The following is a 23946-nucleotide window of genomic DNA, read 5'->3' on the forward strand; positions in this document are numbered from 1 at the left end:
GTCCGGCGCGAGTCGGCCGCGGTCAGCCCGCGGCCGACTCGCGCCGGACCCGCAGCACCGCGTCCGCCGACTCCAGCAGCGGGTGCTGGCCGAGGATGTGCCCGTACAGCCGCTGCAGGGACCGGCCGGGCTGCACGCCCAGCTCCTCGTCCAGCCGCTCCCGGATCCGGTGGAACAGGTGCAGCGCCTCCGACTGCCGGCCGGCCCGGTAGAGCGCCAGCATGAGCAGCTCGCAGAGCCGCTCGCGGGTGGTATGGGAGGCCACCAGCCGCTGCAGCTCCGCGATGGCCTGCCGTTCCTCGCCGAGCAGCATCCGGGCGCTGACGAGGTCCTCCCACGCGGCGAGCCGCCGCTCCTCCAGCAGCGCGGCGGCGCCCCGGCAGCGCCGCCCGGTGCGGGTGTGCAGGAGCGCGGGGCCGTGCCACAGCGTGAGGCCGGCCTGCAGCAGGTCCCGGGCCCGCGCGGGGTCGTCGGTGAGCGCCGCGACCGCCCGCGCGCTGAGGTCCAGGAAGCGGTTCCCGTCCACGAGGTCGCGCGGGATGTCCAGGACGTACCCGTTGTAGGCGGCCCGCAGCGGCAGCGCGGTGCCGGCGCGCTCCGCGCAGTCGTGCAGCATTCTCCTGATCCGGGTCGCGTGCGCCTGCAGCGCATTGCGCGGATTGCGGAGAATTTCACCCGGCCACAATTCTTCGGTCAGTTCGTCATGGGAGACCGTATTGCCGGCCTCCAGTGCGAGGGTGGCGAGCATGGTGCGCACCTTGCCCGCCCGCAGTTCGGTTCGATTCTTCCGGACGACGATGGAGACGGTGCCGAGCAGGTCTATGCCCACCTCGTCCCCGGGGGCCGCACCGGCCGGTAGGCTCGGCTTCAGCCCCAGAATGTCAACGGTCATCAGCATCCTTGACGTTGCGCGGAGAACGCTTCTCAGCATCGGCCAGCGGGGTTTGGCCGCCCTTTCTCAACAACTTTCCCAACGAAAGGCCGAACAACTGTTCAGCGGCCAGTCTTACAGAACCGGCGCCGATTTCGCCATCCACCCGTTGGCCATTCTCGTCTCAACGTCCACCGCCTGGACGAGATCGAACTCGTCCTTTCGTTGAGCCCGTCCGGACGCCTTCTCAACGCGACCGCCGGATCAGCTCCGCGCGTAGCCCGGCGCCAGCCGCTCGCCGGACAGCTCGTCCGTCACGGCGGCCATCTTCGAGAACGCCGTGACGAGCCGCTGGAACGCGGGCGTCTTCATGTCCCGCTCGAACTCGGCCGATCCGCTCACCCGGATGACCTCGAAGTACCGCCCGCCGCCCTCGCCGGGCGCGCGCAGGACGTCGAAGGCGAGCACGCTCGGCAGCTCGGGGCAGGTCGCGTAGTCGACGTCCCGCACCCACGTCTCGAACTCGGCGGGGTCGGTGCCGGGGTGCAGCCGGATGGTGTGGACGATGATCTCCATGGGGGCGGTCCTCTCAGCGCCGGGGGGACGGCCGGCGGCGGCCGATGCCCAGGGCGCGCGCGATGTTGTTCTTCTGGATCTCGTTGGTGCCGGAGAAGATGCGCGCCGGCAGCGCGTCCCGCAGCAGGTCCCCCGGGCCGCCGTCGAGGACGCCGGCGGCGCCGCGCAACTGGACGGCGTCCAGGCCCAGCTTGACCGCCGCCTCGGTCACCGCTAGCTTGGCCAGCGCGGACGCGACGTCGCAGTCCTCGCCCGCCGACAGCCGCCGCGCCGCGTCGAACAGCAGCAGCCGCGCCGACTCCAGGGCCAGCACCATGTCCACGATGCGGTGGCTCACCGCCTGGAACTCCCCGATCGGCGCGCCGAACTGCTCGCGTTCGGCGGCGAACGCGACGGTGTCGTCCAGGACGCGCCGCATCGCGCCCAGGTAGACGGCGAACAGGCAGGTGCGCTCCCACTTCATGGAACCGGTGAACACGGTCGCGCCGGTTCCCTCGGTGCCGAGGACGTGGCCGGCCGGAACGGCGCAGTCGTCGAAGTAGACGTCGGCCGTCGGCGATCCGCGCAGGCCCGTCTTGGCATAGGGGCGGCCGACCCGCAGGCCCGGCGTCCCGGCCTCGATGATGAACGCGGTCAGCCCGAAGAACCCGCCGGACGGGCGGGTGGCGGCCTGGACGATGAAAACGTCGGCGACGGGCGCGTTCGTCGTGAAGCACTTGCTCCCGTTGAGGAGGTAGTGGTCGCCTTGGCGTTCCGCCCGCGTCCGAAGGTTGAGGGTGTCGGAGCCGGCCTCGGGTTCGGTGATGCCGTGGGCGGCGATCCGCTCGCCCGAGCACAGGGCGGGCAGCCAGTGGCGTTTCTGCTCGTTCGTCCCGAACTCGACGATCGGCATCAGGCAGGCGAGCAGGTGGGCCGCGACCGAGAACGCGAATCCGGTGTCGGCGCAGCCCTCGCCGAGCGCCTCCAGCAGGACGGCGGCGGACTCGGCGTCCAGGCCGCTGCCGCCGTACTCGGCCGGGACGGTCGCGCCGGTCAGGCCCTGCTTCCCGGCGAGCCGCCAGCGCCGCCGGAAGTCCGCGGCGTCGAACGCGTCGGCTGCGGACGGCAGGTCGCGGCCCGCGAAGGCGAGCACCATGTCGCGCATCGCCGCGGTCTCCGGGGAGAGTCTGGAATTCATCCGGCTCCGTCCTGGTACTCCTCGATGAGCAGGTGGTAGTTGATCCCGCCGGTGCCGAACGAGCTGACCCCGGCCCGGCGCGGCCTGCCGGCCCGGGCGGGCCACGGTTCGGGCGCCGCCGGCAGCCGGGCCGGGATGTCGTCCAGCGGCAGGCCAGGGGCGGGCGTCCGCAGGTTCGCGTTCGGCGGGAACGTGCGCGCCCGGATGCCGAGCAGCGCCTTCAGCAGCCCGGCGGCGCCGGCGGCGGCGAATGTGTGCCCGAAGAAGCCCTTCGCCGAGCCGATCACCAGCGGGTGCGGGCGGCCCGGCTTGGCGTAGACCTCGGCGGTGGCGGCGATCTCCACCCGGTCGCCGACCCGCGTCCCGGTCCCGTGGGCCTCCAGGTAGTCGACGGCGGACGGGTCGAAATCGACCTGCTCGAACGCCTGCCGCATCGCGCGGACCTGCCCGTCGGCGTCCGGTGCGATCAGCGACCGGGCGTCGCTGGAGCCGCCCATGGCGCGCAGCACGCCGTGGATCCGGTCGCCGTCGCGGACGGCGTCCGGCAGCCGTTTGAGCAGGAACAGCGCGCAGCCGTCGCCGGGGCTGAACCCGTCGGCGGCGGCGTCGAAGGGGGTGATCCGGGTGTGCGACAGCAGGCCGAGGGCGGAGCAGAGGACCAGGTCGCGCGGGTTGCACGCCAGCTCGGCGCCGCCGGCGAGCACGAAGTCGGCCTGCCCGGACCGCAGCGCACCGAGCGCGATGTCCAGCGCCGCGAGCGACGACGCGCAGGCCGCCTCGACGGCGACGGGCACGGCCGGCAGCCGGTACTCGCCGGCGATCAGCGCGGCGATGCCGCCGGCGAGGCAGCCGTCCAGATCCATCGGCGCGAACGGTTCGCCGGACGCCTGGAAGCGGTGGCGGACGCGGCCGCGCAGCAGGGCGCGGACGCGCTCGGACGGCGGGGCGGGGTCCGTCTCCAGTTCCGCGACGGCACGTTCGGCGTGGAGGCGCCGGTCCCGGGTGGGGCTCAGGTTGGTGCCGATCGCCACCATGCCGGGACGGCCCGCCAGCGTTTCCATGCGTCCGTAGCGGGTGAGCGTCTCGGCGGCGACCGCGAGAGCCACGCGCTGCACGGCGTCCATCGCCGCGTACCGGCGCGGCGTGATGCGCAGCCCGTCAGGCGGCGCGTCGGGCACCGGCACGTGAGCGCCCAGCCCGGTGTAGCTGTGGGTGAGACTGACGCCCTCCTCCTGGACGTAGAGGTCGCGGTCGAGGACGTCGTCCGGCAACGGGGCGATGCGGTCTTCGCCGGAGTGGACGGCCGCCCAGAAACCGTCGGCGTCCGGGGCTCCGGCGAAGCGCCCGCCGAACCCGACGACGGCGATCGGCTCGGGCCGGCTCGTGCCGACGGCCGCCGATCTGGGGGGCTCCGGGCTGCGCGAGTCGTGCTCCTCCAGCAGGAGGTGGCAGAGCGTGCCCGTCAGCGAGGCCCCGAGGACGGCGGCTCGGCGCGGCTCCGGGCCGGCCGGCCAGTCCTCGGCCGTCCGGACGGAGCGGAAAGGCCCGCCGGGAGATGCCTCCGCGTGCGGCGGCAGCCTGCGGTGGTAGAGGGCGAGCGCGGTCTTCGCGACGGCGGCGAGCCCGGCACCGGCGAAGGTTCGGCCCGGCCCGTCCGCGAGCCCGCCGAGGGCCACCGACGCGGGCGGGACGTCCCCGAACAGCCGGCCCAGCGCGGCCGACTCGGCGTCCGCCGCCGCAGGCGGCCCGCTGACCGCGCGTTCCACGTATCCGACCAACCGGGGCGGCACGCCCGCCGCCTCGTGGCAGGTGCGGGCCACGCGGTACCGCCGTTCGACGGACGTCGAGTACCGCAGCACCCCGGGACGGGCGTCATGCTCCAGCGCGCATTCGAGGATCGAGGCGTAGATCCGGTCCCCGTCGCGGACGGCGGACGACCGCCGCTTCAGCAGCAGCGCCCCAACGCCCTCGCCGGGGTCGGCGGGCAGCCCCTTCGCCGCCAGCAACTCCCCGAACAGCGGGCTTTCGCGGCGCTGCCCGGCCAGCACGAGCACCGCGTCGCACAGGTCACCGCGCAGCCCGTTGACCGCGTGCGCGAGCGCCGCGAACGACGTCGCGTCCGCCGACTCCACGGTCAGCGTGCGGCCCCGCAGCCGGAACGCGCCCGCGATCCGGGCCGGGATCGTGCTCGCCATCTCCCCGACCCGGTCGTGCGGGGACGCGCCGAACCGCTCGGCGAGCCCCGCCCGCACCTCCTCCGCCGCCCGCGCCGCGACCGGCCGGGCGTGCCCGCCGAGCAGGGCCGGCACCTCCCGTTCGAGGTCGCGGGCGTACCGCGCGGCCTCGACGCGGAGCGCGTTGGCGTACTGGCGGTCGAGGCCGAAGCAGGTCCCGGCGATGACGTCGGTGCGGTCGGTGCCGAGCGGGCGCCCGGTGTATCCGGCGTCGGTGAGGCACTGCCGGGCCGCCTCCAGCATGAGGACCTGCATGCGGGTCATCGACCGCCGCTGCACCGGCGGGATGCCGAAGCGGGCGACGTCGACGTCCACCTCGTCCAGCCCCGGAGGGGGACCCGGCGCGGGCGGGCTTTCACACAGCCGCGTCCAGTAGTCGCCGGCACCGCGCACCCCCGGGTAGAGGCACGCGATGCCGGCGATCGCGATGGGTTCGCGCACGGGACCCGTCACACCTTCGCCGCGTCCTCCGCGGACGCCCCGTTGAGCGCGGCCGGCTTCTCCGGATCGGCGCCGTCGTCCACAGCGCCGTCGTCCGCAGCGCCTTCACCCACAGCGCCTTCACCCACCAGGCCCGCCTCCTTGCGCAGCTGGTCGCGCATCACGACGTACTTGGCGTTCAGCTCGTCCACGGCGACGAACCGGTTGACGCCGCGTCCGGTGACCCTGGGCTCGATGCGGGTGACGATGTTCATGTCCTGCACCTCCTGGACGCGCTTCTGCGCGAACAGCGCGAGCTTCGGCAGGACGCGCCGCAGGCTCGGCGCCCGCAGCAGCGGCGCGAGGTGCTTGTCCTCGTACCAGCGGAACAGCACCTGGGTGTGCTCGTCGTCGACGGGCGTCATCCAGATCGTGACGTCGAACGGCTCGGTGTGGATGTGCACCATGCCGGGGAACGTGAAGGTGACCGACATCGGCGCGACGTTCGTCGGGTCGCCCTCGCCGACCAGCCGGAACGTGTGCCGGAGCGTCGTCCCGTCCACCTCCAGGCGGCTGTCCTCGACCTTGGTCATCGCGAGGTAGCGGCGGCGGCCGTCCAGCCCGAGCTTCTTCGGGGTGCCGCTCCAGCCGACGTAGTCGAGCACGTTGAACCAGTGGTCCCGGTGGACGACGGGCACGTGGTAGAAGTCCAGCAGGCTCTCGATATAGCGGGTGTAGTGGACGGGCTGCTGCCAGGCGCTCGTCGCGTGGACGTCCTCGCGGTCGGCGACCTCGGGCGGGATCCGCACGTCCGGCAGCACCTCCCGGTCGTCCCCCCACCACAGCCAGATGAGGCCGTTGCGCTCGCGGACGTGGTAGGTGTCCAGCCGCATCGACTTCGGGATGCGGCCGCCCGTGCCCAGGCAGGGCGCGAGGGTGCACTGCCCGTCGGCCGCGAACCGGAAGTCGTGGTAGGGGCAGCCGAGGGTGTCGCCGCGCAGCCGGCCGTCCGCCATGTTGGCGCCCTTGTGCGGGCAGCGCGCCGACTGGCAGATCAGCCGCCCGGCGGTGTCGCGCCACAGGACGAGCTCCAGGCCCATGCGCCGCGCGCCGGTGGGCCGCTTGGTGCCGACGTCCTCGGACCGGAGGATGGCGTACCACTGGTCGGGAATCATCCGTTCTTCCTTTCGTCGGTCTCGACGACCTCGACCACGCCCCGGTCGCCGTCCACCGTGACGAGGTCGCCGGTCTTGATCGTCTGCGTGGCGTGCTTGGTGTTGACCACCGAGGGGACGCGGAACTCGCGGGACACGATCGAGCTGTGCGAGAGCATGGAGCCGATGTCGGTGACGACCGCGCCCGCGATCGCGAACAGCGGCGTCCAGGACGCGTCGGTGAAGCGGGTCACCAGGACCTCGCCGACCTGGAACTCGTCGGCCTGCCAGACGAGGTCCTCGATGATGCGGGCCCGCCCGACGACGCGGCCGGGGCTGGCGCCGAGGCCCTCCAGCCGGACGCCGCCCGGGGCCGGGCGGACGGCCTCGGTGACGTCCCATTCGCCGACGAGGCTGAGCGGCGGCTCCGGCAGCCGGGCGTAGCCCTGGAACGTCCGCCGGGCCTCCTCCAGCTTCGCGCGGGAGAACACCTCGCGGGCGTCCCGGTCGCCGGCCAGGTACTCCAGGACGTCGGCGAAGTCGAGGTCGGCGACCTCGTCCAGGGACCGCAGCACCCCGGCGGCGACGAGCCGGCGGCCGACCTCGTAGACGGCGCGCCGCACCAGCCAGATCGAGGTGATCATCGACATGCGGGTGGTCTCGCGGAGCCGGCTGCACGTCTCGTACAGCGACATGACCTGCTCGATCGCGCGGCGCTTGGGCGCGGGCAGCCGCAGCAGCGCCTCCCCGGCCGCGTCCTCGCCGGGGTCGTGGGCGCGGTCGAGGACGTCGTCGATGGAGAAGCCCTCGTCGGCGTAGCGGCGGATCATCTGGAAGACGTAGGACGGGTCGTCGATCCAGCGCGGGTGGGTCAGCTCCATCTCCTGCCGCCCGCGCGTGCCGTTCTCGCGCAGGAACGGCACCATGTGGGCGTCCCAGAAGGCGCGGCCGGCCTCGTCCGCGCGGAGCAGGGCGGGGACGTCGGCCCCGGCGCCGCCCCGGATGATCTCCATGACGCGGTCGTCGCGCCGGGCGACCTGGGCGAGCGCCCAGATCTCGCGGGCGGACTCGACCGTCCGCAGGCTGGACATGTCGGTCTTGATCCGGTTCCGCAGGCCGGCGCCCTCCCGGCCGAGCCAGGCGCCGCACATCGCTTCGAGCACCCCGTAGAAGCCGAACGCGTTCATGTAGTACGGCATGTAGCCGACGTGCATGTCGTGGAAGTAGGCGAGCCGCCGCGCCAGCTCGGCCTTCAGTTCCGGACGGTCGAGCCGGGTCAGGTCGATGCCCTGGGCGCGGTCGAACTCGTAGAACCGGGACCGCACCATCCGCCGGGCGCGCTTCTTCATGTTCCGCAGCTCGGCGATGGACGTCCTGAGCCAGAACCCGGCCGCCTTCAGCTCCTCGACGCCGCCCGGCCATGTGCCGAACGGGTTCTCGTAGGCGTCGAGGTCCACTTCCTCGCTGACGAAGCGGCTCGTGAAGCGGCTCTGGTCCTTGGTGGGGAGGCACTGGCCGAGCATGTAGGCGGTGTAGGAGATGTTCAGGTAGACGTGGCCTTGCAGGTATCCCATGTGCAGCGACATGTCGCCGGGGTCGCGGACGCCCGTCGACACGGCGCAGCCGCGGTGGACGTTGTGCTGGTAGTACTGCGCGAACGACTGGCCGAGCGGCGACAGGCCGCCGGTGAAGATCTCGCCGATGTCCATGCGCGACCACAGCGTCCCCCGCTGGACGGCCTCGGGCTGCGGGTGCAGGTAGGGGCTGGTCCGCCGGTCGCGGACGGGCGTGGTCGTGATCGGGCGGGTCTGCAGCAGGTACGGCCGCCCGTCCCGCACGGCCCATTCGATGTCCTGCTCGGCGCCGTAGTGGTCGCGGACCCGCACGGCCAGTCCCGCCAGCTCGGCCAGTTCGGCGGGCATCAGGCACGGCGTGTTGCGGGCGGCGGCGTCCACCTTGACCAGGCCGACCGTCCCGGGCTCGACCGGCGCGCACTTGGTGACCTTGTACCGGATCTTCTGGTCGACGACCTCCGGGCCGGCCGGGTCGACGAGGAAGAAGTCGGAGGTGACCTTGCCCGCGACGAGTCCCTCGCCGAGCCCCCAGCACGCCTCCACGACGAACCGGTCGGTGCGTCCGCTGACGGGGTCGCGGGTGAACAGCACCCCGCCGGTGTCGGCGTGCACCATCTGCTGGACGACCACGGCGATCGACCCGGCGTGCGACGCGTCGCGGTAGGCGGCGGCGCGGTCGGTCCACAGCGACGCCCAGCACACCTTGACGGCGTCGAGGAGCGCGCCGTCCCCGGCGGTGTCGAGGACGGTGTCGTGCTGGCCCGCGAACGAGTGCGACGCGGAGTCCTCGGCGGACGCCGACGACCGGACGGCGACGCGGGGCCGCCCGAGATCCCCGTACGCCTCCAGGATCGCCGCCGCGATGCCGTCCGGGACGTCCGCGGCCACGATGCGTTCCCGCAGCTTGGCGGGCTCGGTCCCGGCGATGTCGGCGTCCAGGCCGGTCTCCCGCAGGAACCGCTCGAACAGCGCGGTCGTCAGGCAGAACGCGGGCGGGACGGGCAGCCCCGCGCGGAGCATCTCGTCCAGCCGGGTCGCCTTGCCGCCGAGCAGCGCGGCGGGCGGGACGTCACCCGCGCCCAGCACGAGGATCTGCCGCTTCACGGAAGTCTTGGTCGCCATCAGGTGAGCTCCTCAGCGGTGCCGTGGTCGGGGGCCCGGTTGGTGCCGACGAAGGCGCGGAACTGCTCGCCGGGGATGAGGCGCCGCTCCCGGACCCCGGTGAACCCGGCGCTCTCCAGCTGCGCGGCCAGCTCGGCGGCGTGCGGCAGCGGGCCGCCGAAGTCGGCGCACCCGAACCACAGGTCGAGGACCTCCATGCCGACCGCGCCGCCCCGGCACGCGGTCGTCAGCAGCAGCCGGCCGCCGGGCGCGAGCATCGACCGCACCCGCTCCAGGACCTTCACCCGCTCGTCCGCGGGGAAGTAGTAGATGTTGTTGTGCATGGTCACGAGGTCGAACACCGGCTCGGCGCCGAGGTCGCGGACGTCCGCCCGGCGCACGTCGACGCGGTCGGCGAGGCCCCAGGCGGCCATGTTCGCGGCGGCGCCGGCGGCCACGTCGTCCTGCAGGTCGATCGCGAGGGCGGTGAGTCGGGGGTTCAGCCGGGCGGCGTGCCGGACGTAGACGCCGCTGCCGCAGCCGACCTCCAGCAGCCGGCGCGGCTCGTGCCGGTTCACGACGAGGCCGACGGCCTCCTCCACGAATGGCTGCACGATCCGGGTGGAGCGGGCGATGACCTCGCCGTCCTGGTCCCCGAGCGTCAGCCGCCGCCCGCCTCGCGCCATGGCGGGCGCGTCCAGCAGGACGGGCAGGTGGAACCGCGCGACCTCCTCCAGCGCGGCGGCGACCGTGTCGTTGCGGGGATCGCCGAGCGCCTTCGCGGCCCGGCCGCGCAGCGTGTAGCAGCCGTCGTCGAAGCCCAGCTCGCCGAGCCGCACCCCGATGTCGAGCCAGGCGCGCAGCACGTGCCGGTCGTCGCGGACGCCGAGCGCGGCGGCGAGCGTGTCCAGGTCGCAGGGCCGCACCGCGAGCCGCCGCAGCACGCCGCCGCCGGACGCGGCGGCGAGGAACGACGCCCGGTACAGGGGCGTGACGAGGCCCCGGCCGAGCGACAGCAGCAGCGGCACCTGCCGGCCTCCGGCCAGCCTGGCCAGGGTCGCGACTTTCATGTCCGAGTCCTCCGGGGGTCGAGTGGGCGGGCGCGCAGCTCGCGGCGGAGTTCGCGGAGCAGCACCGCCCGGTCCGGGCCGGTCAGGTAGAAGTGGCCGCCGGGCAGGTGGCGGCGCAGCGTCGAGCCGTAGGTGTACTCGCGCCACTCGTCCACCTGCGCCGGGGTCGCGATCGGGTCGCCGGAGGCGGAGAACGCGGTGATCGGGCAGCGCAGCGGCCGGCCCGGCGCCCACCGGTACCGCTCGCACGCGGTGAGGTCGGCGCGCAGCACCGGCATCCGGCGCGCGAACCGCGGCCCGCCCGCGTGCGGGTCGACGCCGGCGCCGGTGAGGCCGCCGAGGTCGCGGACCATGCGCAGCAGCGCGTCGTCGGTGAGCTCGGCGCCGATCCGGTCGCCGTAGAAGTGCGGGGCGCGGCTGCCGGACACGAACAGGTGGACGGGCTCCCCGGCGCCGCGGTCGCGCAGCTCGCAGGCGACCTCGTAGGCGAGCAGCGCGCCCATGCTGTGCCCGAACAGCGCGTGCGCGCCCGCGAGGCCCCGCTCGATGAGCGCCGCCGCGATGTCGGCCGCCATCGGGCGCAGCTCGCTGCGGGGCCGCTCCCCCAGCCGGAAGCTCCGGCCGGGCAGCAGCACCGGGACGATCTGGACGTGGTCGCCGACGTGCGCGTCCCAGTCGCGGTAGACCGAGGGCGTCCCGCCCGCGTGCGGGAAGCAGATCAGGCGCACGTCCGCCGCCGGGTCGGGGGCCGCGCCGGGGAACCAGGCGAGCTGCGCGGTGTCCACGTCAGCCACCGAGCCGCTCGCGGCCTTCGGGCGACCGGAGCCATTCGACCGTCCGGGCCATGCCCTCCTCGAAGGAGACCTCGCTCTTGAAGCCGAAGTCCTCACGGGCCCGGTCGATCGGGTACGACTGGTCGCGTTCCAGCAGGTGGACGGCGTGCCGGGTGAGGACGGGCCGCGCCTTCACGCGCAGCGTCCCGTACACCTTCTCCGCCGCGCCCGCGACACCGGCGGCGAGCGGCCGGGGCAGGCTCATCGACGGCGGCTTGACGCCGAGCCCCTCCGCGAGCGCCTCGATGTACTCGCGCCAGGTCGTCATCTCGGGGTCGCGCAGGTTGTAGACGCGCCCGGCGGCGGCGTCCGACCCGCACGCGGCGATCATCCCGTCGACCGCGTTGGCGACGTAGAGGAGCCCGGCCGGGGCCATGCCCTTGCGGACGTACACCATCTGCCTGCTCTTCAGCAGGGTCGCGATCTCGATGACGAAGTCCTTGCTGCGCGGCCCGTACACCGACACCGGGCGGATGACGGTGAGCGGCAGGCCGGCCCGCTCGGCGGCCTCCGTCACGGCCCGTTCACCGAGCAGCTTGCTGCGGTTGTAGGGCAGGCCGATGTCGTTCGGCTCGGTGCGCTCGTCGCACGGCCGGACGGGGTACCCGTAGACGTCCGTCGTGCTGAGGTGCACGAACCGCTCGACGGTGCCGGCGCGGTGGGCGGCGTCCACGAGGTTGCGGCAGCCGGTGACGTTGGCCTGCTCGAACTCCTCCCACGGCCCCCAGTCGGCGGACTTGCCCGCGCAGTTGTAGACGTGCCGGACGCCGTCGGTGGCGCGCAGCAGCGCGTCCAGATCGGTGAGGGAGCCGGTCTCGATCTCGACGGGAAGGTCCTCGAACGCCGACCGGTCGCCGCCGTCCCGCACGAGCACCCGCACCCGGTGCCCGATCTCGGCGAGCCTCCTGGTCAGATGCCCGCCGATGAACCCGGACGCACCGGTCACGAGCACGTCGGCGCCGCCCTTCGCGGGGCGCCGCACCGGGGCCGGCCGCGGCTCGCGCGGTCGGTTGCTGTCGGGCGATGTCATGTCCATGGCGTCCACCAGAAGGTCGAGGGAGCGGTCGAGGTCGGCTTCGCGGTGGTCGGCGTTGACGAAGAACCGCAGCCGGCACTTGTCGCGCGGCACGGCCGGGTAGCCGATCGGCATCACGTTCACGCCGCGCTCCAGCAGCGCGCTGGAGATCTCCATGGCGCGTCCCCAGTCGCCGACGATGATGGGGATGACGGCGGTCTCGTCGGACACGCCGGTGTCCAGGCCGCGGGCGCGGGCGGCGGCCCGGAAGTGCTCGGCCAGCTCGTGCAGCCGCGTCACGCGTCCCGGCTCGTCCCGGATGACGCGGAACGCCTCCAGCGCCGCGGCGGCGCTGGCCGGGGAGATCCCCGTGCTGAAGATGTAGAGCGGCGTCGTGTACTTCATGAACTGGATGAGCGGGCGGCGCGCCGCGATGTAGCCGCCGAGGCTGCCGATGGCCTTGCTGAGCGTCCCCATCCACAGGTCGACGTCGCCGGGGTCCACGCCGAAGTGCTCGCCGACGCCGCGTCCCGTCCGGCCGAGGACGCCGAGCGAGTGCGCCTCGTCGATCATCAGCATCGCGTCGTGGCGCCGCTTGACCTCGATGAACCGCGGCAGGTCGGGCAGGTCGCCGTCCTGGCTGTAGGCGCCCTCGATGACGACCAGGGCGCGGCGGAACCGGCCGCGCATCGCGCCGAGGATGCGGTCCAGCGCCCGCCAGTCGTTGTGCGGGAACGGCCGGCGGCGGGCGCCGGACAGAATGCAGCCGCGGACCGTGCTGTCGTGGATCCACTCGTCGTGGACGATGAGGTCCTCGGGACCGAACAGGTGCCCGACGGTCGCGACGTTGGTGGCGTGCCCGCCCGCGAACACGATCGCGGCCTCGGTGCCGAGGAACCCGGCGATCTCCGCCTCCAGCTCGTGGTGCAGCGGCGTCTCCCCGCACAGCAGCGGGGTCGCCGAGCTGGACGTCCCGTACCGGTCGATCGCCGCCTTGGCCGCCTCGCGCAGCCGGGGATGGGCCGACAGGGCCAGGTAGTTGAACGCGGAGAAGTTGACGACCCGCCGCCCGTTCATGTGGATCTGCCCGGAGTTGAACCCGTCGTGGACGCGCTCGTAGGCGTTCGGCCCGCTCGACTCGATCAGCCGGAGCCGCTCCAGCATCTCGCCGTACTCTTCCCACTCCTCGAACCGCCGCTGGATCACCACGGGACGGGCGGCTTCCGGCTCGGGTTCGGGTTCGGGAGCCGGTGGAGGTTGGACGGGGGTCGCGCCGCCGAGGGCGTCCAGGAGCTGGGCGACCGTGAAGTCCTCCGGCAGCGTCTCTCGCAGCTGCGGGACGCGGTCGGGGTAGAGCGGGGCGAGGTGGCGTTCCAGCTCGCCCTTCATGAGCGAGTCGAGGCCCAGCTCGCTCGTGACGTGGGCGTGCGGCGGGATCTGCTCGACGGGGAAGCCGGAGACCCGGGACACGAGCGCCAGCACCCGATCCGCGTCGATGTGCACCTGGCCGTTGCCGTTCACTTCGATCTCCCTTCGCTGCTCGCCGTCCGTCGCCGGGGATTCCTTGAGCCAGTAGCGGCTCCGTTCGAACACCGCGTGCGGCACGGCGACCCGCCGCCGCCCGCCGGGCCGGGTCCAGCGGACGTCGCCGCCCGCGCAGTGCCAGCGGCCCGCCGAACGGAGGAACGTCCGCCGGTCGTCCGCCCCGCGGCGCAGCGACGGCAGCCACAGGACGGTCCCGGCGTCCTCCGCCAGGCCGGTGCGCGCGAGCCCGAGGAGGGTTGGGTGGGGGCCCGCCTCCACGAAGGCGTCGCAGCCGAGCCGCCGCAGTGCGGCGACCCCGTCGGCGAACCGGACGGTGCCGAGGAGGTGGTCCGCCCAGTAGCCGGGTCCGGGACGGCCCATGGGCTCCCCGGTGTGGTCGGAGATCCACGGGATGCCCGGCTCCTGGACGGCGATGGTGCGGGCCGCGTCCCGCAGCGGCTCGGCGGCACCGGCCATCAGCGGCGAGTGGAACGCGTGCGAGACGGCCAGCGGGCGGACGACGACGCCGCGTTCCGGCAGGTCGCGGGCGAGCCGCTCGATCGCGTCCGCCGGGCCGGACAGGACGAGGTGGCCGGGCGCGTTCACCGCCGCGACGGCGACGGACGCGGCCGCCTCCTCGATGACTTCCGCGTTTCCGGAGCAGGCGATCATCGCGCCGGAGCCGGGCAGCTCGTCCATGAGGCGGCCCCTTGTCGCGGCGAGCGTCAGCGCGTCCTCCAGCGACAGCACGCCCGCGACGCACGCCGCCGCGAACGCGCCGACGCTGTGCCCGAGCACGGCCGCCGGGCGGACGCCGAACGACTCCCACAGCCGGGCCAGCGCGACCTCGACCGCGACGAGCGCGGGCTGGCAGTAGCGGGTGCTCTTCAGTAGGCCGGGGTCGTCCTCGGCGAACAGGAGGTCGCGGAGGGATCGGCCGATCAGCGGGCGCAGCACCTCGTCCGCCCGGTCGATGACGCCGGCGAACACGGGACTGGACTCGTGCAGCCCGCGTCCCATGCCCGGGTACTGGGTGCCCTGGCCGCTGAACAGGAACGCGGGCCGGGGTGCGCGTCCGGTGGCGTGCCCGAGCGTCACGTCCGTGGACGCCTCGCCGGAGGCCAGCGCGGCGAGCGCCTCGTCCAGCTCCGTCATCGACCCTGCGGTGAGGACGGCGCGGTGCGCGAGCGAGGCACGACCGGTGTTCGCCGCATGGCACAGGTCGGCGAGTTCCACGTCCGGACGGGCCGCGATATGCGCGCGGTACCGGCGGGCGAGCGTCGCCAGCGCGGTCGGCGTGTGCGCGGAAAGGCGCAGCGCCTGGACGGGCCACTCACCGCCCGACGATGTCGCCGGAGGCTCGGGCGCCCGTCCCACGACCACATGCGCGTTGGCCCCGCCGAATCCGAACGAGCTGACGGCCGCCTTCGCCGGTGGGACGACCCCGCCGGCCGACACGGTCAGGCCGGACCCGTCCCAGGTCAGGCGCCGGTTCGGGGTGGTGAAGTGCAGCTGCGGGGGCAGCTCGCCGTGCCAAAGCATCAGCACCGACTTGATTAGCCCAGCGATGCCGGCCGCTGCCTCCAGATGCCCGATGTTGGCCTTAACAGAGCCAACCCGGCACGGCGCGTCGGCGCGGCCGGCACCGTACACGGCGGCGAGCGTCTCCCACTCGACCGGGTCGCCGAGGACGGTCCCGGTGCCGTGCGCCTCGACGTAGCCGACGTCGCGGCCGTCCGTCCCCGCCTCGGCGAGGGCCTGCTCAATGACGCGCCGCTGGGCCGAGCCCTTCGGCGCGGTGAGGCCGTTGGCGCGTCCCCCATGCCCGACGGCGGCACCGTCGATCGTCGCGTAGATCCTGTCGCCGTCCGCAAGGGCGCGGGACAGCGGCTTCAGGCACACCAGCCCGGCGCCCTCACCGCGCACATAGCCGTTCGCCGCATCGTCGAACGTCCGGCAGGAGCCGTCCGGCGACAGCATGCCGCCGCGCGCGAACGCCACCGACAGCGCGGGGTTGATCAGCAGGTTGACGCCGCCCGCGAGCGCGACGCCGCACTCCCCGGCGCGCAGGCTGCGGCAGGCGGCGTGCACCGCGACGAGCGAGGACGAGCAGGCGGTGTCGACCGCCAGGCTCGGGCCGCGCAGGTCGAACTGGTACGACAGCCGGTTCGCGGCGATCGAGTGCGCGGTCCCCGTCGCGGCGTACACGTCGATGCCATCGAGATCGCCCATCTGGAGGTCGGCGTAGTCGTGGCCGCTGATACCGACGAAGACACCGGTGTCACTGCCCGCGACACCGTCCGGGGCGATGCCGGCGTCCTCGAACGTCTCCCAGGCGACCTCCAGGAGAAGCCGCTGCTGGGGATCCATGCGCTCGGCCTCGCGCGCGGAAATCCCGAAGAACCGAGCATCGAACCGGTCGATGTGGTCGAGAAACCCGCCACGCGCAGGCGCGTCGACACCTGAGACGTCCCAGCGCCCCGCAGGCACGTCGGCGACCGCGTCCCGCCCGTCGAGCAACAGCCGCCAGTACCCCTCCGGATCAGGCGCACCGGGAAACCGGCACCCAAGCCCAACAACCGCAACCGGCTCCGCGGAACTCGGGGCCTGCCGCTTAGGCTCAGGCTCCTCTGCTGGTGTTTCACCGCCGAGACGGTCGGCCACCTCCCGGATCGTGGGACGTTCGAAGACGGTGTTCGGCGCCAGATCGCGCCCCAGCCACACCCCGAGTTCCTCGATGACCGCGACCGCAGCCTTGGACGTGAGCCCGAGCGCCGCGAAAGGCGCGCTGATATCGATGGTTCGAGCGGGCAGCCCGAGCCGACCCGCCACCCGCTCCACCAACCACGCCTCGACTTCAGCCGCACTAGCCCCCGCCCGGGACACCCCCCGACCGGCGCCTTCCCCAGCCTCTCTCCCGCCACCTTCCCCGGCGTCTTGCCCGGCGCCATGCCCGCCGCCATGCCCGCCGCCATGCCCGCCGCCATGCCCGCCGCCATGCCCGCCGCCATGCCCGGCGTCTTGCCCGGCGTCTTGCCCGGCGTCTTCTGCAGCTCGTCGCCCGGCGCGGACCGCGACGCCTTCGCGGGATCGTTCCGCGATGCCTTCCTCGTCAGCGCCCCCGGCGGCTTTCCAAGCACCTTCCGCGTCGCCTTGTCCGGCGCGTACCGCAGCGCCTTCGCAGGGGCGTTTCGCGACGCCTTTCTTGTCGGCGTCTCCGGCGGCTTCTCTTGCGTCGGCCACAGTGCCTTCGCCGGCGCGTTTCCCGGTGATGCGAGTCAGCAGCACGGGTACTGAGGGGGACGCCAGCAGTTCACCCAGCGGGGGGCGTAGGCCGAGTTCGCGTTCCAGGCGTTCGGCGAGGACGAGGAGGCCGGGATAGTCCAGGCCGAGGTCGGCGAAGGTGCGGTCTTCGACGTCCGAACTGCCGGTCTCGGACCTGATCACTTCGAGGACGCCCGCCCGGTCGGGTCGTGCTGCGGTGCCGGGGGCGGGGGCGTGGGTCACGCTGGCGGTGAGGACGGGGAGGGTGAGCGACAGGAACGCGTCGCGGCAGGCGCGGCGTTGGATCTTGCCGCTCGTCGTCTTGCCGACGGTGGCCCGTTTGACCAGGACGATCGCGTGCGGGGAGAGGTCGTGCTCGCGGGCGACGGCGGCGCGGACGCGGGCGAGCAGGTCGCCGGGGTCGCCGGCCCGGTGCGTGTCCAGTTCGTAGACGATCACGAGCTCTTCGGCGCCGTCGATGTCGATGCCGAACGCGGCGCCGCAGCCGGTGCGGAGGGCGTCGTCCGTGCGTTCCACGGTCAGCTCGATGTCCTGGGGGTAGTGGTTGCGGCCCTGGACGATCACGACGTCCTTCAGCCGGCCGGCGAGGTGGAGTTCGCCGTCCCACTCGAAGCCGAGGTCGCCGGTGCGCAGGTGCGGGGGGCCGTCCTCGTCCTCGATCCGGGCCTGGAACGTCTCGCGGGTGGCGTCGGCGTCGCGCCAGTACCCGCGGGCGACGCCCGGTCCGCGCACCCAGACCTCGCCGACCCGGCCGGCGGGGAGGCGCCGCCGGGTGGCCGGGTCGACGATCGCGACGCCGACGCGGTCGGCGGCGGGGCCGCAGCCGACCGACCGGACGGATCGGTCGCCCGCCCGGGCCGCCTCGGCGCGGCCGTTCTCCAGCGCGGCGGCGTCGAGCGTGCCGATCCGCGGCGGACGGCTTGCGGCGGCGCCGCTGACCAGCAGTGTCGCCTCCGCCAGCCCGTAGCAGGGCAGCAGTGCGCGCCGGTCGAAGCCGGATCGGGCGAACCGCTCGGCGAACGCGTCCATGGTGTCGGCGCGCACCGGCTCCGCGCCGTTCAACGCGAGGCGCCAGGACGACAGGTCCAGCGCGGCCGCCTGCTCCTCGGGTATTCGGCGGAGGCAGTAGTCGAAGCCGAAGTTCGGGGAGATCGCGGTCGTCGCGCGCGTCGCGGAGATCGTCTCCAACCACAGCAGCGGACGCTGGATGAACGTCTTCGGCGCCATGAGATGCGCCGGTATGCCCCCGTACAGCGGCGTCAGCAGGCCCCCGATGAGCCCCATGTCGTGGTACGGCGGCAGCCAGGACACCAGGACGGAGTCACGGTCGTGCTCCATCATCAGGTGGATCGCGCGCAGGTTCGCGACGAGGTTCTCGTTGCTCACCATCACGCCCTTGGGCGACGCGGTCGAACCGGACGTGTACTGAAGGAACGCCAGCGATCCCGGGGTCAGGCCGGGGTCGCGGTACTCCTCGGCGTCGTCCGGGCCGCATTCTGTGGTCGCCAGCCAGCGGATGCCGTCCAGGGGACGCTTCTGTTCCTCGTCGACCAGCGCCCAATCGGCGCGTGCGTTCTCCGCGACTGCGGCGAGACGCTCGGTGGACCCGCCCGTCCGGCCGGTGCCGGCCGGGTAGGCGGGGACCGCGATCGCGCCCGCGTACAGGCAGCCGAGGAAGCCGGCGACGTACTCCAGGCCGGGCGGCAGGAGCAGCAGGACGGGCCGGTTCCGCAGCCCCTCGCGCTGGAGCCGTCCGGCCACGGCGCGGGCTCGGGCGTCCAGGTCCCGGTACGTCCAGGACTCGCTGTCCCCGCCGAGCCCGGTGAGGAACCGGTAGGCGAGCCGGTCGGGGGTCCGCCGGACGTGGTGCCGCAGGACGTCCGCCACCGTCTCCGGCTCGGGGCCGTCCTCGATCTGGTTGAAGCGCGTCATCGTTCCACCGCTCATGACGAGAGGGATGCGGGGATGGCCGGGCGGCCCGCCCGCACGTCGCGGAGCCGGCCGAGATCGACCTTGCCGTTGGCGTTGCGCGGCAACTCCGGGAGCCGGGTCGCCGCGTGCGGGACCATGTACTTCGGCAGGTGCCGGGCGCAGTGCCGCTTGACGTCGAGCAGGCTCGGCGCGTCCGCGCCGGCGCGGACGGTGTAGTACAGGGCGAGCCGGGCGTCGGTGACGAGAGCGGCGGCCTCGCCGATCGCGGGGTGCCGCAGCGCCACGGCCTCGACCTCGCCGAGTTCGACGCGGTGGCCGGAGAGCTTCACCATCCGGTCCTTGCGGCCCCGGTAGGCGAGCAGTCCGCCCGGTTCGCGGCTGACCAGGTCGCCGGTGGCGTGCCGGTGCCGGCGGTGCGCCTCGGCGGGCGGCTCCGCGTCGCGGCCCCAGTAGCCGGGCGTGACGCAGTCGCCCTCGACGACCAGCTCGCCGAACGCGTCCGGGGCGTCGAGGGGGCGGCCGTGCTCGTCCACGACGATGAGGCGGGCGTTCCCGACCGCGCTGCCGATGGGCGGCGGCTCGTCCCGCGCCAGGTCCTCGGGCCGCACCCGGTGGTAGGTGCAGACGTTCGTCTCCGTCGGCCCGTACAGGTTGTAGAGGACGGTCGAGCGCGGCAGCCGCTCGTTCAGCTCCCGCAGGCGTGGCATCGGATACGCCTCGCCGGCGAACAGCACGTACCGCAGGCCGCGCGACGTCTCGGCCGTCAGCGCACCGGACGCCGTCAGGAGCGCGAGGATGGACGGCACCGAGTACCAGACCGTGACGCCGTGCTCGCGGATTCCTTCTGTGAGCGCCGCGACGTCGCGGGCCTGCGCGTCCTCGACGATCCAGAGGGCGGCGCCGACCGACATCGCCACGAACAGGTCGAAAGTGCTCAGGTCGAAGTTGAACGAGGCGTGGTTGGCGAACACGTCGTCGGCGCCGACGTCCAGCTCACGGCGCGCCCAGCCGGTGAAGGCCGTCAGGTTGCGGTGCGAGATCTTGACGCCCTTGGGGGTGCCGGTCGAGCCCGAGGTGTAGAGGATCGCGGCGAGGTCGGACGGTGTGACGCGCGGCCGTTCCCGTGCGGTGTCGGCGTCCTTCAGGAAGGTCTCCCAGGCGATGGCCCGGCTGCCCGGCGGCACACCGTCGGTCACCACGATCGCCCGGACGGACGGGCCTAGTTCCGTTCCCGACAGCAGAGCCAGATGGCGTCGATCGGTGAACAGGACGATCGGCCGCGCGTCCTGCAGGATCGTGCCCGCACGGGCGGACGGCTGGCCGCCGTCGATCGGCACGTAGGCACAGCCCACCCGCAGCGCCGCAAGGATGGCCTCGGCGTATTCAGGGCCTTTGTCCATCCAGATGGCGACGCGGTCGCCGAGCCGCGCGTCCAGCCCGAGGAGCGCGGCGGACGCCCGTCCCACCGTGTCGGCGAGCCGGCCGTAGGTGATCGTCCGTCGCCCGACGAGGGCGGGACGGGCCGCGTGCTCCGCCGACTCCACGTCCGGGAGCCCGGCGACGCTCTCGTCCAGGACGCCGAGCCGCCGCGCGCTCACCGGCCCGCCTCCCGTCCGCCGCCGGGCAGGACGCCGGTCTCCCGCGCCGCGTCCACGAAGATCTGCGCGGCGAGCGCCAGGTCCTCGGGGGTGTGCTCGGACGTCACGCTCACCCGCAGCCGGGCGTCGCCGAGCGGCACGCCGGGGAAGACGACCGTCTGGCAGAACAGGCCGCGGGCGCGCACCGCCCGGCCCATCTCCAGCGCCCGGCGCTCGTCCCCGATGACGATCGGCAGGATCGCGCTCTGCGTGTCCTCCAGGTCGAACCCGGCATCGGCGAGGTCGGCGCGCAGCCGGCGGATGTTCGACCAGAGGGCGGCGAGCCGCTCCGGCTCCTCCTCCAGGACGTCGATCGCCGCGATCAGCCCGGCCGCGACACCGGCCGGGATCGTCGCGGCGAACACGTAGGAGTTGGAGTAGAAGCGGAGGTACTCGACGACCTCCTCCTCGCCGGCGACGAAGCCGCCCATGCCGGCGAGGGCCTTGCTCATGGTGCCGAGCTCCAGGTCCACCTCGTCCTTCAGCCCGAAGTGCTCGGCGGTGCCGGAACCGCGCTCGCCGAGGACGCCGGTCGCGTGCGCGTCGTCCACCATGACCCGCGCCCCGTACCGGCGCGCCAGCCGGACGATCTCCGGCAGGTCGCACACGTCGCCGTGCATGCTGAACACTCCGTCGGTGACGATGAGCTTGCCGCCGCGGACCTGCCCCTCGCACCGCTCCAGCACCCGCTCCAGGGCCCGCATGTCGTTGTGGCCGTAGATCTTGCGGACGCCGCCGGACAGCTTGCAGCCGTCCACGATGCTCATGTGGTTGAGCTTGTCCACGATCAGCGCGTCATGGCTCTTGACCAGGGCGGACACCGCGCCGAGGTTGGCGGAGTACCCGCCGGGATACACGATGCAGGCCGGCCTCCGCTTGAACGCGGCGAGGCGCCGCTCCAGCTCCTTGTGCAGGTGGTTCGTGCCGCCGATGATCCGGCAGCCGGTGTTGGTCGCCCCGTAGGAGCGGGTCGCCTCGCAGATCGCGTCGACGACCCGCGGATGGTTCGCCAGCCCGAGGTAGTTGTTCGAGGCGAACATGAGGAACTCGCGGGTGCGGCCCGTCAGCTCGTCGTGGATCCGGGCACGGTTCGCGCACCGCGACCGCAGCGGCATCCCGTACCAGTAGAGGTGCTCGGCCTCGCGTCCGCGCAGGTAGGACGTGAAGCCGCGGGCCTTCGCGAACAGGTCGGGGTCGCGGTCGTCCATGAAGTCGCGCATGGAGCGGCCGTCCCAGGACGTGCTCGGCGCCGGCCGGACGGGGTCCAGCTCCCCCACCGCGAGCTCTTCCGGATCGAGTTCGTCCGGCGGGGGCTCGGGTGCGCCGGTGCGGGCGCGCAGCTCCCCGATGAGGGCGCGGAGGTTCGGCACGGTGATCTCGGCCGCGAGACCGTCCGGAAGCCCGAGCTCCTCGGCCGCGTCGCCGATGATCGAGGCCAGCACCACCGAGTCGATGCCCAGCTCCGCCTCCAGCTCGGCGTCGAGGTCGAGCTGGTCGCGCCGGTAGTGGGTGTGCCGCATCGCCGCCGCCATGACGGCCTCGGGCAGGCCCGCGTCGTCGCCGGGGGCGCCGGCGGCGAGCGCGCGTTCGACCGCGTCGATCAGGTCCTGCGGGGTGGCCGGCTCGCCGGGCAGCCGCACCCGCGGCCCGAACCGGTCCCGGACGTCGCCGACGATCGCCTCCAGGACGGCCGCGTCGACGCCGAGCTCGCCCTCGAAGTGGCTCTCCGGCCGCAGCTGCGCGACGTCGTACAGGGTGTTCGAGGCGATGATCTCCAGCACCTGCCGGCGGGCCGGGGCCGGGGCGCTGTGTGCCAGGTCGGTCATCGGACGCTCTTCTCCTCCGCGGCCAGCCGGCCGGCCAGCGCGGCGATCGCGCCGACCGACCCGAAGTTCGCGGGCGTGATCTCCGGCAGCGGGACGGTGACGCCGAACTCCGCCTGCAGCGCGTGCACCAGGTCGAAGATCGCGGCCGAGTCGATGATGTTCAGCTCGATGATCGGCGTGTCGGCGCGCAGCCCGGCGGCGTCCCCGCCCATCCAGGCGTCGGCGATGTACCCGATGAGGAAGTCCGCCGCGGTCACGGCGAGGCCGCCGTGGTCAGCCGCCGCTCGATCAGCTCGGCGGCGCGGCCGATGGTGTCGGACGGCGCGACCAGGTCCTCGGCGAGCTCGGCGCCGGCGAACTCCGACTGCGCCACCAGCAGCAGCTCGACCAGGAACAGCGAGTCGACGTCGAGGTCCGCGAAGACCACGTCCGGGCCCACCGCGGCCCGGTCGACCTCGAACCGGTCCACCAGCAGATCGACCAATCGGTCGTAGACAGCACTCACGACTTCCCCCTATGCCGCGGGAACGGCGTTGGAGATCAGCGGACGGCCCGACTGTCGTGCATTGCGCTGACGGCCGCGCTGACGAACCACTGACCGCCCGCCGCACCGCTGGCCGATCTTGGTCAAGTGGCAATGACAGGGCCTGACTATTCAGCTGACGCAGGCCAGAAGTATTATTCAGCCGATTAATGGACTTGGCATCCGTTAGGCGCGGGACCGAAACCGGGCCGGCCGCATGTCCGCCCCGGCGACCCGCAGATAAAGAGCGGATAAATAGGCCGTTCGAACGGTCCACACGGGCGCCATAACTTGTCATAATGATCGACGCGATGACGCCGGAGCACGACTGGTAAGCGCACACATTCGGAGAGTGACCGCCGCTGAGACCCAATGAACTTTCAACCATCCGTACCCTCGCTCCCCGCCCTGCACGGCACCGGAGCCGGGATTCGCAGAGCGCCACGGGGGCCACCGGAAAAATGCTTTACATTATCGAGACCGCGCCGTCCTATTTCCCCGAGCAGGACCGATGGCAGTAAGACAGCGACTGCTTCTCTGCTGCGAAAGAACGATCATCGCCGACTGTTTTTCGGCACTGCTGAAGAACGGCTCGGACATTGAGATCATCGGCCACACGGCCGGCGACCGGGTGCTCCGGGACGCCGCGCGGAAGGCCCCGGACGTCACGCTCGTCGTCGCCCCGGCGCTGACGATCGTCACGCATCAGCGCGAGCTCGCGGAACTGTCCGGGCTCTGCAAGGTCGTGGTCATCGCGAAGACGGAGAACGTGCACCGGGCGGTCGAGGCGATCGGGCTCGGCGTCTCCGCCGTGCTGTCCCTGGACACCTCCTCGGACCAGCTGCTGCAGGCGCTCCGCCTGGTGACCGCCGGCGACACCCTGCTCATCCCGGAGGGCGCCCGGCACGCCCTCTGCCGCGCGCCCGACGCGGCGCCGCGCGAGGCGCACCCCGCCGAGGCGGTGAACCTCACCTCCCGGGAGAAGGAGGTGATCCTGCTGCTCGGCCGCGGGGCGTCCAACGTCGAGATCGCCACCGAGCTGTCGATCTCCATCACGACCGTCCGCACCCATGTCCACAACGTGCTGAAGAAGTTCGACGTCGGAACCCGTGGTCAGGCGGTCGCGGTCGCCTATGCGAGCGGGCTGATCACGAAGATAGGCGCGGAGAGCCCCTCCCCGGACTGACGGACCAC

15 protein-coding genes are annotated in these 23946 nt (G+C 73.1%); 1 reads left to right on the plus strand and 14 read right to left on the minus strand.

The window, feature by feature from the left end; translation table 11 throughout:
- Positions 1 to 22 precede the first annotated feature (22 nt).
- The 14 genes from HUX53_RS17300 to HUX53_RS17370 all read right to left on the minus strand — a co-directional run bounded on the left by HUX53_RS17300 (position 23) and on the right by HUX53_RS17370 (position 22734).
- Complete coding sequence (locus HUX53_RS17300; RefSeq protein ID WP_217919550.1) at positions 23 to 892, minus strand: AfsR/SARP family transcriptional regulator; 870 nt, start codon at positions 890 to 892, stop codon at positions 23 to 25.
- A complete protein-coding gene (locus tag HUX53_RS17305; RefSeq protein ID WP_176404236.1) occupies positions 882 to 1037 on the minus strand; it encodes a hypothetical protein in 156 nt (51 codons plus the stop codon). Before HUX53_RS17305 ends, HUX53_RS17300 begins: the two co-directional genes overlap by 11 nt.
- A gap of 98 nt (positions 1038 to 1135) precedes the next feature.
- On the minus strand, positions 1136 to 1447 hold the full coding sequence (locus tag HUX53_RS17310; RefSeq protein WP_176404237.1) for a RedY protein: 312 nt from the start codon (positions 1445 to 1447) through the stop codon (positions 1136 to 1138).
- 13 nt (positions 1448 to 1460) lie between these two features.
- On the minus strand, positions 1461 to 2624 hold the full coding sequence (gene redW, locus HUX53_RS17315; protein ID WP_176404238.1) for an L-prolyl-[peptidyl-carrier protein] dehydrogenase: 1164 nt from the start codon (positions 2622 to 2624) through the stop codon (positions 1461 to 1463).
- Positions 2621 to 5299: a polyketide synthase gene (locus HUX53_RS17320; protein ID WP_217919551.1), complete on the minus strand. Its 2679-nt coding sequence runs from the start codon at positions 5297 to 5299 to the stop codon at positions 2621 to 2623. Before HUX53_RS17320 ends, redW begins: the two co-directional genes overlap by 4 nt.
- An 8-nt stretch (positions 5300 to 5307) precedes the next feature.
- Entirely contained in the window at positions 5308 to 6453 is a 1146-nt protein-coding gene (locus tag HUX53_RS17325; RefSeq protein WP_176404240.1) for an aromatic ring-hydroxylating dioxygenase subunit alpha, read from the minus strand.
- Positions 6450 to 9128, minus strand: a complete 2679-nt coding sequence (locus tag HUX53_RS17330) for a PEP/pyruvate-binding domain-containing protein (RefSeq protein ID WP_176404241.1) — start codon at positions 9126 to 9128, stop codon at positions 6450 to 6452. Before HUX53_RS17330 ends, HUX53_RS17325 begins: the two co-directional genes overlap by 4 nt.
- Positions 9128 to 10177: a cyclopropane-fatty-acyl-phospholipid synthase family protein gene (locus HUX53_RS17335; RefSeq protein WP_176404242.1), complete on the minus strand. Its 1050-nt coding sequence runs from the start codon at positions 10175 to 10177 to the stop codon at positions 9128 to 9130. Before HUX53_RS17335 ends, HUX53_RS17330 begins: the two co-directional genes overlap by 1 nt.
- Positions 10174 to 10971 carry a thioesterase II family protein gene (locus HUX53_RS17340; RefSeq protein ID WP_176404243.1) on the minus strand — a complete coding sequence of 266 codons (798 nt, stop codon included), beginning with the start codon at positions 10969 to 10971 and terminating at the stop codon, positions 10174 to 10176. Before HUX53_RS17340 ends, HUX53_RS17335 begins: the two co-directional genes overlap by 4 nt.
- Complete coding sequence (locus HUX53_RS17345; RefSeq protein WP_217919552.1) at positions 10964 to 18781, minus strand: type I polyketide synthase; 7818 nt, start codon at positions 18779 to 18781, stop codon at positions 10964 to 10966. The genes HUX53_RS17340 and HUX53_RS17345 overlap by 8 nt, the downstream gene beginning before the upstream one ends.
- Entirely contained in the window at positions 18778 to 20364 is a 1587-nt protein-coding gene (locus tag HUX53_RS17355; RefSeq protein WP_217919553.1) for an amino acid adenylation domain-containing protein, read from the minus strand. The genes HUX53_RS17345 and HUX53_RS17355 overlap by 4 nt, the downstream gene beginning before the upstream one ends.
- On the minus strand, positions 20361 to 22229 hold the full coding sequence (locus HUX53_RS17360; RefSeq protein WP_176404244.1) for an aminotransferase class I/II-fold pyridoxal phosphate-dependent enzyme: 1869 nt from the start codon (positions 22227 to 22229) through the stop codon (positions 20361 to 20363). The genes HUX53_RS17355 and HUX53_RS17360 overlap by 4 nt, the downstream gene beginning before the upstream one ends.
- Positions 22226 to 22486: an acyl carrier protein gene (locus tag HUX53_RS17365; RefSeq protein ID WP_217919554.1), complete on the minus strand. Its 261-nt coding sequence runs from the start codon at positions 22484 to 22486 to the stop codon at positions 22226 to 22228. Before HUX53_RS17365 ends, HUX53_RS17360 begins: the two co-directional genes overlap by 4 nt.
- Positions 22483 to 22734: an acyl carrier protein gene (locus HUX53_RS17370; protein ID WP_176404245.1), complete on the minus strand. Its 252-nt coding sequence runs from the start codon at positions 22732 to 22734 to the stop codon at positions 22483 to 22485. The genes HUX53_RS17365 and HUX53_RS17370 overlap by 4 nt, the downstream gene beginning before the upstream one ends.
- Positions 22735 to 23263: 529 nt before the next feature.
- Between HUX53_RS17370 and HUX53_RS17375 the strand changes: the two genes are divergently transcribed.
- Positions 23264 to 23938, plus strand: coding sequence for a response regulator transcription factor (locus tag HUX53_RS17375; protein WP_176404246.1), 675 nt, complete (start codon positions 23264 to 23266; stop codon positions 23936 to 23938).
- The last annotated feature ends 8 nt before the right edge of the window (positions 23939 to 23946 follow it).

Source organism: Actinomadura sp. BRA 177, from assembly GCF_013372625.1.
Classification (GTDB): Bacteria; Actinomycetota; Actinomycetes; order Streptosporangiales; family Streptosporangiaceae; genus Spirillospora.

What these genes read in the sequence shown, in the direction of transcription:
- HUX53_RS17360 (WP_176404244.1), bottom strand. Translation starts at nt 22,229, where the DNA reads ATGACCGACCTGGCACACAGCGCCCCGGCCCCGGCCCGCCGGCAGGTG.
- HUX53_RS17335 (WP_176404242.1), bottom strand. Translation starts at nt 10,177, where the DNA reads ATGAAAGTCGCGACCCTGGCCAGGCTGGCCGGAGGCCGGCAGGTGCCG.
- HUX53_RS17310 (WP_176404237.1), bottom strand. Translation starts at nt 1,447, where the DNA reads ATGGAGATCATCGTCCACACCATCCGGCTGCACCCCGGCACCGACCCC.
- redW (WP_176404238.1), bottom strand. Translation starts at nt 2,624, where the DNA reads ATGAATTCCAGACTCTCCCCGGAGACCGCGGCGATGCGCGACATGGTG.
- HUX53_RS17330 (WP_176404241.1), bottom strand. Translation starts at nt 9,128, where the DNA reads ATGGCGACCAAGACTTCCGTGAAGCGGCAGATCCTCGTGCTGGGCGCG.
- HUX53_RS17375 (WP_176404246.1), top strand. Translation starts at nt 23,264, where the DNA reads ATGGCAGTAAGACAGCGACTGCTTCTCTGCTGCGAAAGAACGATCATC.
- HUX53_RS17345 (WP_217919552.1), bottom strand. Translation starts at nt 18,781, where the DNA reads ATGAGCGGTGGAACGATGACGCGCTTCAACCAGATCGAGGACGGCCCC.
- HUX53_RS17325 (WP_176404240.1), bottom strand. Translation starts at nt 6,453, where the DNA reads ATGATTCCCGACCAGTGGTACGCCATCCTCCGGTCCGAGGACGTCGGC.
- HUX53_RS17300 (WP_217919550.1), bottom strand. Translation starts at nt 892, where the DNA reads ATGACCGTTGACATTCTGGGGCTGAAGCCGAGCCTACCGGCCGGTGCG.